This window comes from Celerinatantimonas diazotrophica (assembly GCF_004339545.1).
GTDB lineage: Bacteria > Pseudomonadota > Gammaproteobacteria > Enterobacterales > Celerinatantimonadaceae > Celerinatantimonas > Celerinatantimonas diazotrophica.
Genome location: NZ_SMGD01000012.1, coordinates 31208 through 46241, shown reverse-complemented (window position 1 = coordinate 46241; position 15034 = coordinate 31208). Strand labels below are relative to the sequence as shown.

The 15034-nt window shown below is 46.0% G+C and carries 12 protein-coding genes; 1 reads left to right on the top strand and 11 read right to left on the bottom strand.

Annotated features, from left to right (window positions below; genetic code table 11):
- Position 1 precedes the first annotated feature (1 nt).
- From rplC to argC, 9 genes are all read right to left on the bottom strand, one after another.
- Positions 2-637: a 50S ribosomal protein L3 gene (rplC, locus tag EV690_RS06505; RefSeq protein WP_131912200.1), complete on the bottom strand. Its 636-nt coding sequence runs from the start codon at positions 635-637 to the stop codon at positions 2-4.
- A 30-nt stretch (positions 638-667) separates the two neighbouring features.
- Positions 668-979, bottom strand: coding sequence for a 30S ribosomal protein S10 (gene rpsJ, locus EV690_RS06500; protein ID WP_005307944.1), 312 nt, complete (start codon positions 977-979; stop codon positions 668-670).
- 283 nt (positions 980-1262) lie between these two features.
- Positions 1263-2450 carry a sugar transporter gene (locus EV690_RS06495; RefSeq protein WP_165872685.1) on the bottom strand — a complete coding sequence of 396 codons (1188 nt, stop codon included), beginning with the start codon at positions 2448-2450 and terminating at the stop codon, positions 1263-1265.
- Positions 2451-2599: 149 nt separating this feature from the next.
- Positions 2600-3610 carry an alpha/beta hydrolase family protein gene (locus tag EV690_RS06490; protein ID WP_165872684.1) on the bottom strand — a complete coding sequence of 337 codons (1011 nt, stop codon included), beginning with the start codon at positions 3608-3610 and terminating at the stop codon, positions 2600-2602.
- Between the two features lie 81 nt (positions 3611-3691).
- Positions 3692-5572: an argininosuccinate lyase gene (gene argH, locus EV690_RS06485; protein ID WP_131912197.1), complete on the bottom strand. Its 1881-nt coding sequence runs from the start codon at positions 5570-5572 to the stop codon at positions 3692-3694.
- 66 nt (positions 5573-5638) lie between these two features.
- Positions 5639-6841 carry an argininosuccinate synthase gene (locus tag EV690_RS06480; RefSeq protein WP_131912196.1) on the bottom strand — a complete coding sequence of 401 codons (1203 nt, stop codon included), beginning with the start codon at positions 6839-6841 and terminating at the stop codon, positions 5639-5641.
- Between the two features lie 3 nt (positions 6842-6844).
- The gene (locus tag EV690_RS06475; protein ID WP_131912674.1) at positions 6845-7765 is read right to left on the bottom strand and encodes an ornithine carbamoyltransferase; all 921 of its coding nucleotides are present in this window, start codon (positions 7763-7765) and stop codon (positions 6845-6847) included.
- Between the two features lie 27 nt (positions 7766-7792).
- On the bottom strand, positions 7793-8581 hold the full coding sequence (gene argB / locus EV690_RS06470; protein WP_131912195.1) for an acetylglutamate kinase: 789 nt from the start codon (positions 8579-8581) through the stop codon (positions 7793-7795).
- Positions 8575-9618, bottom strand: a complete 1044-nt coding sequence (gene argC, locus EV690_RS06465; protein ID WP_131912673.1) for an N-acetyl-gamma-glutamyl-phosphate reductase — start codon at positions 9616-9618, stop codon at positions 8575-8577. Before argC ends, argB begins: the two co-directional genes overlap by 7 nt.
- A 687-nt stretch (positions 9619-10305) precedes the next feature.
- Between argC and ppc the strand changes: the two genes are divergently transcribed.
- Positions 10306-12939: a phosphoenolpyruvate carboxylase gene (gene ppc / locus EV690_RS06460; protein ID WP_131912194.1), complete on the top strand. Its 2634-nt coding sequence runs from the start codon at positions 10306-10308 to the stop codon at positions 12937-12939.
- 195 nt (positions 12940-13134) lie between these two features.
- Here the strand turns inward: ppc and ribA are convergent, their stop codons facing one another.
- Positions 13135-13743 carry a GTP cyclohydrolase II gene (ribA, locus tag EV690_RS06455; RefSeq protein ID WP_131912193.1) on the bottom strand — a complete coding sequence of 203 codons (609 nt, stop codon included), beginning with the start codon at positions 13741-13743 and terminating at the stop codon, positions 13135-13137.
- A gap of 52 nt (positions 13744-13795) precedes the next feature.
- A complete protein-coding gene (gene metF / locus EV690_RS06450; protein WP_131912192.1) occupies positions 13796-14695 on the bottom strand; it encodes a methylenetetrahydrofolate reductase in 900 nt (299 codons plus the stop codon).
- Between the last annotated feature and the right edge of the window lie 339 nt (positions 14696-15034).

Sequence of the window (15034 nt, the reverse complement as noted above, 5' to 3'; positions counted from 1 at the left end):
GTTATGCTTTAACAGCAGGTTTAACGATCACGTCGCTGTTGGTTGCGCCAGGGATTGCACCTTTAACCAGTAACAAATTGCGCTCAACGTCGACACGAACTACTTCCAGAGACTGAACAGTGACACGTTCAGCACCCATATGACCTGCCATTTTTTTACCTTTGAAGACACGGCCCGGAGTCTGGTTTTGACCAATAGAACCCGGAGCACGATGGCTCAAAGAGTTACCATGGGTCATATCCTGGGTACGGAAGTTCCAGCGTTTCACACCACCCTGGAAACCTTTACCTTTAGAAGTACCGGTAACGTCTACTTTTTTCACTTCATTGAACAGATCAACTTTCAGCTCACCGCCGACTTCAATCTCTTCACCTTCTTCGCCATTTAGACGAAATTCCCACAGGCCACGACCCGCTTCAACACTAGCCTTAGCAAATTGGCCAGCTTGAGGTTTGTTGATGCGATTCGCTTTTTTTGTGCCAGTGGTCACTTGCAGAGCGCGATAACCGTCTGATTCCTCGGTAATAACACGAGTCACACGGTTTGGCTCACATTCGATAACGGTAACTGGAATTGAAGCACCATCTTCAGTGAAGATGCGAGTCATTCCAACTTTACGACCGACTAGACCAATCATTGTAAAAACCTCTTATCTTTCCAGCTCTGCTTAGCCCAAGCTGATTTGCACATCAACGCCAGCTGCCAGGTCCAAACGCATTAATGCATCAACTGTTTTATCAGTTGGCTCAACGATATCGACCAGACGTTTGTGAGTGCGGATCTCATATTGATCGCGCGCATCTTTATTGACGTGAGGGGAAATCAGTACGGTAAAACGCTCTTTGCGAGTTGGAAGTGGGATTGGCCCACGAACCTGAGCGCCTGTACGTTTCGCAGTTTCTACGATTTCCGCTGTCGATTGATCAATCAGGCGATGATCAAACGCTTTCAAGCGGATGCGGATTCTTTGGTTCTGCATTGACCAGAGCTCCAAATAAATAAAAAGAACCTAACACACACCAACTCATCCATATCCGAAATCCGGGGATGGTGGTGCGCGCGACGACTAACAGTTGCTTCCAAATCGGAAGCTTTGTTACCAGTTTCTCATTGAAACCGGGCGGACATATTGCCCGACGACTTACTAATTAAGCTGCGCTATTATACGTAGTGGCGAGCAAAACGCAAGTTCAAGCGCAGAAATTTTCGTCAATTTATTCGCAGTCCTACAACTTGTCTCGCTAATCAGTTCCCTGCACCCACTAAGGCAGTTTATGGCGAGTCCGAGCTGAATGAAAAAACAGATGCGCTTGGGACAAGTAGTAACATCCCAGAGCGACAAACGCCATTAGGGCGGCCACATCGCCAATATGACCAATACCGCGGGTCAGTACAACTTGACCGCCAACTAAGGTCCCTATACCGACCCCTGTGTTGTAGATGGTTGAGTATAAAGATGTAGCAACATCAACCGCCTCATGGGCAATTTTTAGGACATTCAATTGTAAGGCCAAAGCACTCCAGGTAATCGCCATCGACCAGATCAATGATAAAATGAGTAGCATATCAGCTGAGGCAGAAAACACGAATAATAACCCAGTCGCCATCGCTTGGGCGAGCATAGAGCCAGCTAATAACATAAACGGGTAACGGTTGAACTTACTAAACAAGCTGCTGGCAATAATTCCAGCAAATCCAAATATAAACAACACGGCAGTAATGAGATGATTTCCACCGTGAGCCACCGTTGTTATAAACGGCTCTATATAGCCATAGGCACAAAAGTGGCCAGCGGTTAGAACTAGCATCAGCCAGTACATAAGCAATAGATTGGGTTTTTTAAACAAAGTTGGCAGCGAGTGCAGTGAACCGCTATTTTGGCTGGCTAAAGCTGGCAGTTGAAACCAAAGCAGGATAAAGCATCCCAGAGCCAATAATCCGATCGCTAAAAAAGCGATTCGCCAGTTAAAAAGTTCTCCTAAAATCCGCCCGCACGGCAACCCTAAAATAGCCGCCAAAGATGTGCCCATCACTAGCAGGCTCAAAGCCTTAGTTTGCCCATTGACCGGGGCAATACGCATCGCGATTGAAGCGGTAATGGCCCAAAAGATCGCATGCGCAACTGCAACAGCCATTCGAGCAATGACTAAGACTGCAAAATTCCAAGCGATCGAGCATAGAAGCTGGCCTGCGATAAACAAAATGAAGGCTCGTAACACCATCACTCGCCGATCGATTTTGCGGGTGAGCAACATGCAAGGTAAAGAGGTTAAAGAAACGGTCCAGGCATAAATCGTCATCAATAAACCAGCATCAGCAACAGGAGTATGGTAGCTCTGGCTAATGTCACTGAGTAATCCTACCGGCATAAACTCAGACGTTGAAAAAGTGAACGCGGCTATAGCCAAGCTGATCACTGGAAGCCAAGCAGATTGATAAGTGAATCGCACGGGAATACTTCGTAAAAAAGACAGTTTTAGGAGCGCGATAATAGTCCTGTTTTTTGCCTTTGACGAGTAGTAAATTACAATTTTTTTCGCTCAATAATCGATGCAAAATAACACCGTTTACGAGTGTCAAATTCAGCTAACGAATCGTCTCAAAATTTGCTCAAACTGTGCTGAAAAAAAGCAACGATCCTTCGTCCCAATTGATGCTGAAATGAGCGCCGATCAAACCCTGATGGATCTTCCCCTACCACCCCGACTTTTCCTTGAAGAGCCTTTGGAAATGGACTCAAAAAAGAAAAATGTCCTGCATTTGGGATCAGCTGATTGACCAGTTGACGTTGGTTCGGTAATCGTTTGGCGATTAGCTCAGCATTATCACTTGGCGTTAAGACGGAGTCGGCTTGAGCTGTAATTAACAATACCGGCTGGGTAACGAGCGCTAACGAATCATGACGGCGAAAGAATATTCCAACCGGAGCGAGTAATACCAACGCTTTGATTCGCGAGTCGGCAGTTTGCTCAATCTGCGCAGGTGGTAATTGCCCATTCTTCACCCGCTGGCAAGTGGGTTCAGCTGACCTTAGATGAGTATGACAATAGTCAATCATGGCTGGCGTATCTGCTTTTCCTCCAGCCGCAACCAATGCCGCATATCCTCCGGCTGAATGCCCGATCACAGCAATACGATGCGGCAAAATATGTGTGGCCATAGAGCGATCGGTGACTAAGCGATCAATGGCGTATTCAATTTGTTTGGGTCGATTTCGCCAAACCGAAAGGAGTCCGGCTTGCGAACTATCACGATAATTATCTCCTGGATGCAAAGGGAGTCCGACGATGTAACCATGCCTGACCAATGTCAATGCGAGCATTCGATAGTTAATCCCACTACCTGCAGACCCATGAGATAAAATCACTAAAGCAAACCGCCCTTGGGCGACGGGGGCTGAAAGGGCTACAGGCAAGGAATATGGGCCAAAATGGACTCGCGATGATTGCGCCATCGTTGGATACATCACCGTCAACGCAAAGGCGGGCGATGAGCCCCGCGCAGCGACAGTCAGATGCGCTAATCCCACGTGATAAGAGGGGGACTGAGCCAACGCTAAACCACTACTAAAGAAGCTCAACGCGATGACAAGTTTTGTCCATCTTTTCATACAGCTTTTACAGCGTCCCTGATAAAGCTTAAGCATGGCTCAAAAGAAAAGGGGCGTCAACGCCCCTCATTTATTCTCAGATTAAGCAACACGTTGCTTATAAATTAAGGAACGCTGATAAGGAATCAGATACTCCAATGCCACCTCGTCACAGGCGTGCCGACGCGAACATACATCACAATCTTTCATCACTTTTTCTGGTAAAAATGTTTTCGATGTTGGGCTAAAGCCAAGCTTCATAAAAAATTCTGGGACGCGGGTCAATACAAAGACACGCTCCAGAGCCATTTGCTGAGCTTTTTTGATCATAAACTCAACTAATGATTTGCCCTGCCCACCCCGCTGAAAATCAGGGTTCACACCTAGCGAGCGAATTTCAGCAAGCCCGGTGTCATACAGATACAAAGACGCACAGCCGGTAATCCGTCCAGCTTGTTCAGTCACCGCAAACTCACCAATCGAACGGGTTAGCTCTCGCCTTGAACGAGGCAAATTCTCCCCGACACCTGACCAATAGTTCACCAGCTCTTCGATACCATCTAAATCAGTCATCCGCGCGGCGCGAACATACATTCCAGGGATATCACGGCTATCAAGCCGTTTTTCTATTTCGTTCAGCGCAAATTCAATCTGTTGCGGAGCGACGCCGCCTAAGGCAGAGCGCTTCTCAAGCATCGACGACAACAATAGGTTGGGATAGACATCTTCTTCTATTTCTGGTGCCAGCGCTTTAAATTCAGCTAAACTCATGGCCTCTAATGGCACGCCTTTTTCAATCGCCTGTACCACGGCAATCCCAACGATATGGTGTGCTTCACGAAAAGGGATCCCTTTGCTAACCAAGTAATCGGCTAACTCTGTGGCATTAGAATAGCCACCCTTAGCCGCTTCTTCGGTTTTCTCTTCGTTCACCTTCATATCATTCAGCACCAGCTCAGCCATTGCCAAGCAATGCCCCCATGTATCCAGTGCATCAAACAGGCCTTCTTTGTCCTCTTGCATATCTTTGTTATACGCCAAAGGCAGTGCTTTCAAGGTCGTTAATATACCGTTTAAGGCGCCAAATACCCGGCCCGTTTTACCACGCATCAACTCCAGAGCATCTGGATTTTTCTTTTGGGGCATTAATGATGAGCCTGAAGTGACCTGATCAGAAAGCTCTAAAAACGCTGACTCCCCAGAGTTATAGAAAATTAGATCTTCTGACATCCGCGAGATATGCACCATCGACATCGAAGCAGTGGCAAGAAGTTCAACCACATGGTCCCGATCTGACACGCTGTCCAGACTATTGCGCGTTGCCTGTTCAAAACCCAGTTGCAACGCGAGTTTTTGCCGATCAATACCATAAGCTGTACCCGCCAGAGCACCGCTGCCTAATGGACACGTGTCAAGACGTTTTAGCGCATCGGCCAAGCGCGAATAATCGCGTTCAAACATCTCAACATACGCCAAACACCAATGCGCAAACGTCACAGGTTGAGCTCGCTGTAAATGCGTATAGCCAGGCAATACCGTATGTTGATGCTCACGAGCCAAGCGCACAAGCTTCTGTTGCAACATATCTAGCTGCCCCAGCAATGTCGCGCCCTCTTTCTTACACCAGAGTTTCAGATCGGTTGCCACCTGATCATTACGACTACGCCCAGTGTGTAGCTTTTTCCCCAGATCGCCAACACGCTGAATCAATTGGGATTCAACCCAGCTGTGAATATCTTCGGCATCTGAGCCTAAAATCTGCTGCGGATTTTCATTGACCTGTTCTGCGAGTTCTTCCAGAGCCTGTTGCAGTTGCCCCTGTTCGGTTTCAGTTAACACGCCAACTGTCACCAGAGCCTTGGACCAGGCAATCGACCCGATAATATCCTGATGTGCTAAGCGATAGTCAAACCGTAGCGAATCATTAAACTGTTTGAATCTGCTATCCGCTGCCTGACTAAAACGTCCGCCCCATAATGCCATTGATTTCTACCTTTATTGCACCTGTCGGTGCCGCTTACAAGTTGTGCAAGCGGCTCCCTATTTGAATTATTTTTGCTTCATCGCTTTAATCCGGCTTGACAGTGAGTATAAGCGGATAAAGCCTTCGGCATGTTTTTGGTTATAGACATCATCTTCACCAAAGGTCGCAAATGCTTCTGAATACAAGCTATTTGGTGAACGCTTCTGAATCGCAGTAACATGTCCTTTATAAAGTTTCAGAACGACATCACCGCTGAGGTCATCAGCTAATGACGTAGCTGCGGCCAACAATGAATCTTTAAGCGGTGTAAACCAACGACCATCATAAACCAGATGCGCAAATTGCTGACCAACTGTTTCACGCCAATCACGCGTGCGTTTATCATAAACCAGTTCTTCCATTGCCCGCAGAGCCGCAAGCAAGATGGTTCCTCCAGGAGTTTCATAACAACCGCGTGATTTCATCCCCACCAAACGGTTTTCAACAATATCGACCCGCCCAATGCCATGCGTTGCCCCAAGTTCATTGAGCGATGCAATCATCTCATAAGGGCTTAACGACTGACCATCTAATGCAACCACTTCCCCTTTGTCCAAGGTCAGTGTGATTTTCTGTGCCTCATCAGGAGCTTGCTCAGGTGAGTTGGTCCAAGTCCAAACCTGATCTGAAGGCTCGTTCCACGGGTCTTCTAGTTCGCCCCCTTCAGTTGAAATATGCCAGGCGTTGGCATCGCGACTATAAATTTTGGTTAAACTAGCTGAACATGGAATATTACGTTCAGACAGATAAGCCAACAGCTCCTCACGTGAACGCATGCTCCATTCCCGCCATGGTGCAATCACTTCCAGATCGGGCGCCAATGCGGCAAAGCAGCCTTCAAAACGGATCTGATCGTTCCCTTTACCCGTGCAACCATGAGCCAAAGCATCCGCCCCGACTTTACGGGCAACTTCCACTTGCGCTTTGGCAATGACAGGGCGTGCCATTGAGGTACCAAGCAGGTAGGTTCCTTCGTATATTGCACCGGTTTTCAATGTTGGATAAATATAATTCGTGGCGAATTCATCTTTGAGATCAACTACATGACATTCACTCGCACCTGAGGCGATCGCTTTTTCTTCGATGCCCTTGAGGTCGTCTTCGCCCTGGCCTACATCCGCGCAAAATGCGACGACTTCACAACCATAGGTTTCTTTTAGCCATGGAATAATTGCAGAGGTATCTAAGCCACCTGAATATGCCAGCACTACCTTTTTAAATTGAGCCATTGTCTATAATCCTTGTTCGGGTTGAATCAGTGAAAGGAGCACTGCATTTTGCGCATGCATCCGGTTTTCTGCCTGATCAAAAATAATTGATTGGGGACCGTCCATCACTTGCGAGGTAATCTCTAAACCACGGTGAGCGGGCTGACAGTGCAACACATGACCGATCCCATAGCGGTCAAGCATCTGTTGATTAATCTGATAAGGTGAAAAGCGATCTTTAACCTGTTCCAGCGGCGTCTCATCCCCCATGGAAACCCAGGTATCACCATAGACCACATCATAACCGTCCAGTGCATCTAACGAATCGGAAACAACAATTTTGCCACCGTTAACTTTTGCTAATTCATTAGCGGCCAATACCACTTGAGCATCCGGGCTTGATCCCATCGGACAAATGGCTGCCACTTCCATCCCCAATATTGCCCCACCGAGCATCAGCGAATGGGTCACATTATTGCCATCACCTACATAGGCAAGCTTCACTTTGCCAAGATCTTCATAGTGTTCCGCAATGGTCTGAAAATCAGCCAGTGCCTGGCATGGATGATAAAGATCACAGAGTGAATTAATAATCGGTACCGTGGCATATTGGCGAAAATTCTGCAGTGTTTGATGACTAAATACCCGCGCTACAATAGCATCACACCAGCGGCTTAGATTTTTTGCATAATCTTTTATCGACTCGCGCTGACCGATTGCACCATTTTGCTGATCCAGATAAACCGCATGTCCGCCCAATCGATTCACTCCAATATCGAAAGTCACCCGGGTTCGCAATGATGGCTTTTCAAAAAGTGTGACGATACTTTTACCTGCAAGAGAAGTGCTATAGTTCTCTGGATTAGCCTTAATTTTTTTAGCCAAATCCAATAGCCCGATGATCTGCTCGCGGGTCAGATCTTTTAACGTCAATAAATGGCTAATTGGTTCCATATTTTTATAATTCCCGCTTTAATATTTCTCTATTGTGTTTGTCGCGTTCACAGTTGTACCAACTGACTCGCCCATTAATAATTTTGCAAGCGCATCGGCATCTTTCCAACCGGCCAAAATAACAACCTGCTGCATCGCTTCAGATGCATCCAACGCCGCCTTTACTTTCACAGCCATGCCACCGTGAATGGTGCCACTAGCCATCAGTTGTTCAGCCTGCGATTGATCAAGTGACTCGATCAATTGGCCGTTCTCATCCAGCACCCCTGGTACATCAGAGAGTAATACCAGAGGTCCTTGCAACATCTTACCAATCGCAACCGCAGCTTGATCGGCATTCACATTGTAAAGCTGGCCATCATCCCCGATACCAATAGAGCTGATAACGGGTAGATAGTGCTGTTCCAACAAGGTGCTTAAAAGTTCAGGATCACCACTATCACACTGACCTACCGCACCAAATTTGGCATCCAGTTCAGTCACACGGCATAACCCACCATCCCCTAAGCACAAACCAACCGCGGCTCGCCCTTGACGCAAAATTGCAGCCGTTAATTTCTTATTCGCGGTTCCGGCCAATGCCCCAGTCACATAATCAATTTGAGTATGAGGCGTGACCCGAAGCCCTTCGATTTTTTCACTCACCAGCCCTAAATGAGCCAGCAGTGATTCGACAATCACACCACCTCCATGGACGAGCACTAATGGCCGCTCCTGCACCGATGCCAATGCTTGGCATAAGTTCGCAAGTGCAGTTTCATTTTCAAAAATCGCGCCACCCAGTTTTAAAACTATCGGTTCTAGCATGCCACGTCTCCAGTCAACGCTAACGTACTGGGATAACCATAATGGATGTTAAAGCACTGGATCGCTTGTGCTGAAGCGCCTTTGAGCAAGTTATCTTCGGCGCTAAAAATAATCAGATGATGGCCTTGCAAGGACCAGTTCAGATCGACAAATGGCGTATTGGCCACCGCTTTAATCGCGGGCCAAATGCCCGGTTCCAATAGCCTTACCAGTGGCTTATCAGCATAAGCACTTTGGTAAGCTTGATTCACATCAGCCAACGTCACATCGGTTTTAAGATCCACATGAATGGTCGCCAAAATACCTCTTGGAAAGCTGCCCAGATGCGGCGTAAAAATAACTTCGCGGCCAAGGTGATAACTAATTTCTGGCTGATGACGATGCACTCCCACGCCATACGGATTAAGGCTCACTTCACAAAAGTTACTCGTCAATGAGGCCTTCCGCCCTGCCCCACTGACCCCACTGGTTGCATCAATGACGGGGGTACAATTATCCGTTAACAATCCAGCGTGCTGCAGTGGTTTCAAGGCACTTAATGAGGCGGTGGGATAACACCCCGGCAACGCGATTAACTGAGCATCGCGAACCCCTTCAGCTTGCCATTCAGCCAAACCATATACGGCTTTATCTAACCAGTCAGCATGATGATGTTCAAACCCATAGAATTTAGGATAAAAATCAGCCTGATTAACCCGAAATGCTCCTGATAAATCAAAAACCTGACAGCCACATGCCAAAAACTGCGGAGCTAAATCATGGCTGACACTATGGGCCGTTGCCAAAAAGACCGCGTCAATATCAGCAAATGTTTGAGGGTCAATCGTTGCTGCAAGGGGGGTTAATGGTAGATCCACAACGCCACGAAGTTGTCCATAAAGTTGGCTGATCGGCTTATGGGCATCTTGGCTGTTCTCAGATACATATAATCCACATAATTTAGCGTAAGGATGACGTTCGACCTGGGCGGCTAACTCGGCACCAGTGTAGCCACTTGCGCCGACAATAATGACATTTAACTGGTCTTTTTCATTCATCCCTACCTCACTTTCTATTCCAACTGGAGTTGTGGTTTTCATACGCAATGCAACTTATATAACGCTGTATCAATGTCTAGTATCTGACAAATTACAAAGTAAGAGCAGAGGATACCATGGATAGCTATTTATGCAAATATATTGAATTTATATTTTATTTAGATTGTTTTTTATACCCCGCTTAAACAGAACTAACATTCTTTTATTACAAGGAGCCATCCATAGTCTTACTAAATAAATAAATTCTCAAAATCATCACTATTTATGCAATTCAGGCATGATGTATGCTTACTATGCAAAATACATTCACACCAGCAGCCTATACAAAAAATTTCCTCTTTAAGTAGCATTTAGGGTTGAAACTAAAAAGTTAACGTCATATAACGGAACACTGTTGTTGTGAAATTAACCAACACACAATATCTGTTTTGGGCGCAAAACAGGGCTATATAAAAAAGATAAAACCTTTGCCCCCCTGCATAATATGAAAATTTTAATAATAAACATGATTCGTTGAATCGATACCAGCTCACCGAAATGGATGTAATATTACAAACATGCTAAACAATTTTGAGCAAAATTTAACCTGAAGACAGTAGGCAAGTCACCCGTGAGAGATCTCGGTTAAATCATCAGCACGGTCGGTAATTTAACTGCAGTCTAAGGCAAAGACACAGGAACCATAAAATGACACAAGTAGATAAGACCAAAGCGTTACGTTCTAACGTAAGCTTTCTCGGTCAATTGTTAGGGAAGACAATACAAAATCACCTCGGCGAAGCACTTCTACAAAAAGTAGAGACAATTCGTAAATTAGCGAAAGCCTCGCGCCAGGGAGATAGCCAAGCAAGGGAAGAGTTACTTGATACTCTGCGCAACTTGACCGACGAGGAACTGTTACCAGTCACTCGGGCCTTCAGCCAGTTTCTAAACCTAGCTAACATCGCCGAACAATTTCATACCGTTTCTCGCAGTATTAAACAATCCAATCCTGAAACACCGATTCACTCTTTACTAAAACGTCTAAAAGAAGAAAACATTAGCGAACAGGAAATTCGCCAAGCGGTTGAATCACTGAATATCGAATTGGTGTTGACCGCCCACCCGACCGAAATCACCCGTCGGACCATGATCGCCAAATATGTGCGGATCAACGAATGCCTCGACTTTTTAGAGCTAGGGAATTTAAGTACCCGGGAACGCCGGATGCTGCACCACCGCTTAGAGCAGTTGATCGACCAATCATGGCATACCAACGAAATTCGCCAGTCACGCCCAACCCCCGTTGAAGAAGCCCGCTGGGGATTTGCTGTGATTGAAACCTCGCTGTGGCAAGCAGTCCCCGATTTTCTGCGCATGTTTAATGAAGAAATTCAGGAAAATCTTGGTTTTGAACTCCCCATTGACACCCAAGTGATCAAACTCACTTCTTGGATGGGTGGCGATAGAGACGGCAACCCATTTGTCACCTCCAAAGTGACCGAAGAGGTTCTGTATTCAAGCCGTTGGGTAGCAACCGATCTCTATCTTAGAGATCTCGATTTGTTAGTCAGTGAGCTGTCGATGGCTGACTGTAACGAAGAGTTACGCGCTGCAGTTGGCCCCGATACCGAAGAGCCCTACAGAGCATTACTGAAAGATCTGCGAGTTCAGATGCGTGAAACTCGCGAATACCTCACTGCCGTTTTACAGCACCGTGAAACCCGTGCCAATGATATCATCACTGAGACGAGTCAGGTTTGGGAACCACTGATGCTCTGCTATCGGTCCCTCAAAGATTGTGGTATGGATTTAATCGCAGATAGTAACTTACTTGATATGCTGCGTCGTTTATCGTGCTTTGGAATCCAACTGGTTCATCTGGATATTCGCCAAGAAAGCACTCGCCATACCGAAGTCTTTTCTGAGCTAACTCGTTATCTGGGGATTGGCGATTATGCTCAGTGGAGCGAAGAAGATAAACAAAGCTTCCTGTTAAGCGAGTTAACCAGTAAGCGACCCTTAATCCCTCTGGACTGGCAACCATCTGAACCCGTGCAGGAAGTTCTCAACACTTGCCGCGTGATCGCCAAGCAAAAACGTGAATCACTCGGTATTTACAACATCTCAATGGCCAGTGAACCTTCTGATGTGTTGGCCGTACAATTGCTGCTTAAAGAAAATGGTTGTCCATTTATGCTGCCGGTTTCACCTTTATTTGAAACCCTCGATGATCTTAATAAAGCTGCAGCAACGATTCGTCGTTTATTGTCACTGGATTGGTACCGCGGCATTACCAAAAATCAGCAATATGTGATGATTGGCTATTCCGACTCAGCAAAAGATGCCGGAATTATCTCATCAGCTTGGGCGCAGTACCGAGCAATGGAAGAATTAGTCGAAATTTGCGAAGAACAAAACGTCAAACTTATTTTATTCCATGGCCGAGGTGGAACCATTGGCCGAGGTGGCGCACCAGCGCATGCGGCATTGCTTTCGCAACCACCGGGCTCACTCAAAGGCGGCCTACGGGTAACCGAACAAGGTGAAATGATCCGCTTTAAACTGGGCCTTGATAAAGTAGCTATCGATAATTTATCTATGTACGTCAGTGCCGTATTAGAAGCCAACCTTCTGCCCCCTATTGCCCCACAACCCCAGTGGCGTAAAGTGATGGATCAAATGGCAGAAACGTCCTGTAAGGTTTACCGTAACACCGTACGTGAAGATCCTGACTTTGTTCCCTACTTTCGCGCGGTTACCCCAGAACAAGAACTCGGGAAATTACCGCTGGGAAGTCGCCCATCGAAGCGAAACCCAAACGGTGGCGTCGAAAGTCTGCGGGCAATTCCATGGATCTTTGCTTGGAGTCAAAACCGCTTGTTGTTACCCACTTGGTTGGGAGCAGGCGAAGCACTTTCGGAACAACTCCAAAATGGTCACGAGCAGTTAATTCGGGAAATGTGTGAATGGCCATTTTTCGTAAACCGGTTAGCCATGCTGGATATGGTCTTTATGAAAACCGAACCCTGGTTGTTTGAGATCTATAACAAAGAGCTCGTTCCAGAGCACCTTCATTATATTGGTACGAAGCTTTGCGAAGAGTTGGCCTTAACTCGTGACATCATTGCCAAAGTGATGCCGCAATCAGGCTCGTGGACCAACGATGAATGGGTAGCCGAATCGATCGGTCTACGTAATCCTTACATCGATCCACTCAATGTCATGCAAGTTGAATTGCTACGCCGCTCCCGCCAAAACAAAGAGATTGAACCTAACGTTGATCAAGCGTTGATGGTCTCAATTGCAGGTGTTGCAGCAGGCATGCGCAACACAGGTTAGTATTCGCCATCAGTCACAAAAACCAAAGCCGCATTCTGCGGCTTTTTTATCTTAAGAGTTTTCAACGCCATTATGGAGCCGCGCAAACATGGGTATCTCACAAGGAACTTGCAAACTACGATAAGCACAGCTTCATAATGGAGTTAAAACAGCCATCAAATACCCAGAATCTGGGTATCAAAGATAGCAACGCGATTATTTTTCGACTCTATCGATTTTGAGCAAATGCCCCATCTGTTTCGCTTTCGTCTGCAGATAGAAATGATTATAGGGGTTGTCGCCAACCTCTAATGGCACGCGCTCAACGATTTCAATTCCCGCAGCATCTTGCATTGCCTTGATTTTCTGTGGGTTATTGGTCATTAAACGAACTTTATGTATGCCAAGATGGGCTAACATTGGCTGACATATTGAAAAATCTCGCATATCTGCGGCAAAGCCTAGTTTAATATTCGCCGCAACCGTATCGTAGCCTTGGTCCTGAAGATCATAAGCTCGGATTTTGTTAATTAAACCAATCCCCCGGCCTTCCTGACGTAGATATAAAATGAAACCTTTGCCCTGCTCGCTAATGCGCCGCATGGCAGATTCCAACTGATAACCACAATCACAGCGCTGACTAAACAGAGCGTCCCCAGTTAAACATTCTGAATGAATTCGACCCAAGACTGGTTCATCACTATCCCATTCCCCCATTGTGAGGGCGATATGCTCTTTGCCCGTTTCTGGGATAATAAACCCGTGCATGGTGAAATTTCCCCACCGTGTCGGCAAAAAAGATGAGGCAACAAATTCGACTGACATAAAAATACCACTTCAAGATAATTCAAATGCGATGCTTAATCGGCAAGGCGCGTTATTCTATCATTGAAGTCGGACGAACACCTAATGTATGACAAATGGCGTAGGTCAGTTCTGAACGATTCAGAGTATAAAAATGGAAATCTTTCACGCCCTCTCGACTTAAAACTTTAACCTGATCAATGGCAATGCTCGCCCCAACTAAATTTCGAGTTGTCTGATCATCATCGAGTCCTTCAAACTGCTGATGTAACCACTTAGGAATTTTCACATTGGTAAAACCAGCAAATTTACATAAGGTTTTGTAGTTGGATACAGGCAAGATACCAGGCACAATATCCTGTTCAATGCCCACCGCAACACAGCGGTCACGAAATCTCAGGTAAGATTCAACATCAAAAAAGAACTGGGTGATCGCCCGACTCGCTCCTGCCTGCATTTTTCGCTTAAGGGCTAACAAATCAGATTGTGCTGATTTAGCCTCCGGATGAACCTCAGGATAAGCGGCAACCGAGATATCAAAATCAGCAACCTCCTTAAGCAGTCTCACTAAATCTTCGGCGTAAACTTTCGGTTTATCACTCCCCTCAGGCAGATCACCACGTAATGCCACAATTTGTTGAATACCATTGTCCCAGTAATCTTGCGCAATTTGTTTAAGCTCATCGGCACTGGTGGAAATACACGTTAAGTGCGGTGCAGCTTTCAGCGTTGTACGCTTGGTAATTTCTTTAATAATGGTGTGGGTTCTATCACGGGTACTGGCATTTGCACCATAAGTCACGGAAACAAAAGATGGCTCGAGTATTTTTAGCCGTTCCACTGAGTTCCATAATGTCGTTTCCATTGCCGCAGTCGTTGGCGGAAAGAATTCAAATGAAACGCGAATATCATCATTCAGTTCACTCAGCTTCTGATTTAAGTTTTCGAGTTGTTGGGCCGTTTGGAAAGACATTTCGTGCTCCCGAGCAATGGTTAAGAAAATTATTTAGGATGTATAGATGTCTATACGCCCAAAATAACTTATTTTTTAATCAAGTCAACATATATTCATTCCCATGGATAAGATTATGAATTTATTTCATAGTCATAAGCCTTACCCGCGATAATGACCGCAAATTAATAATAAAATACTACCGTACAAATTTTATACTGCTATATTTACAATAGACATGGGTTTAACTGAGTTTGCTATTAATTAGTTCCTTGCTGATCAGTTTAGTCAAAAAGCGACATTGGATGCACATCACCTAAAGGGTGGTGAGTGAGGGAAAGGCAAAACGATAGCAAGTTA

Coding starts and splice junctions, on each gene's coding strand:
- rplC (WP_131912200.1), bottom strand. CDS start 637: ATGATTGGTCTAGTCGGTCGTAAAGTTGGAATGACTCGCATCTTCACT.
- rpsJ (WP_005307944.1), bottom strand. CDS start 979: ATGCAGAACCAAAGAATCCGCATCCGCTTGAAAGCGTTTGATCATCGC.
- EV690_RS06490 (WP_165872684.1), bottom strand. CDS start 3,610: ATGAAAAGATGGACAAAACTTGTCATCGCGTTGAGCTTCTTTAGTAGT.
- argH (WP_131912197.1), bottom strand. CDS start 5,572: ATGGCATTATGGGGCGGACGTTTTAGTCAGGCAGCGGATAGCAGATTC.
- EV690_RS06480 (WP_131912196.1), bottom strand. CDS start 6,841: ATGGCTCAATTTAAAAAGGTAGTGCTGGCATATTCAGGTGGCTTAGAT.
- argB (WP_131912195.1), bottom strand. CDS start 8,581: ATGCTAGAACCGATAGTTTTAAAACTGGGTGGCGCGATTTTTGAAAAT.
- argC (WP_131912673.1), bottom strand. CDS start 9,618: ATGAATGAAAAAGACCAGTTAAATGTCATTATTGTCGGCGCAAGTGGC.
- ppc (WP_131912194.1), top strand. CDS start 10,306: ATGACACAAGTAGATAAGACCAAAGCGTTACGTTCTAACGTAAGCTTT.
- ribA (WP_131912193.1), bottom strand. CDS start 13,743: ATGTCAGTCGAATTTGTTGCCTCATCTTTTTTGCCGACACGGTGGGGA.
- metF (WP_131912192.1), bottom strand. CDS start 14,695: ATGTCTTTCCAAACGGCCCAACAACTCGAAAACTTAAATCAGAAGCTG.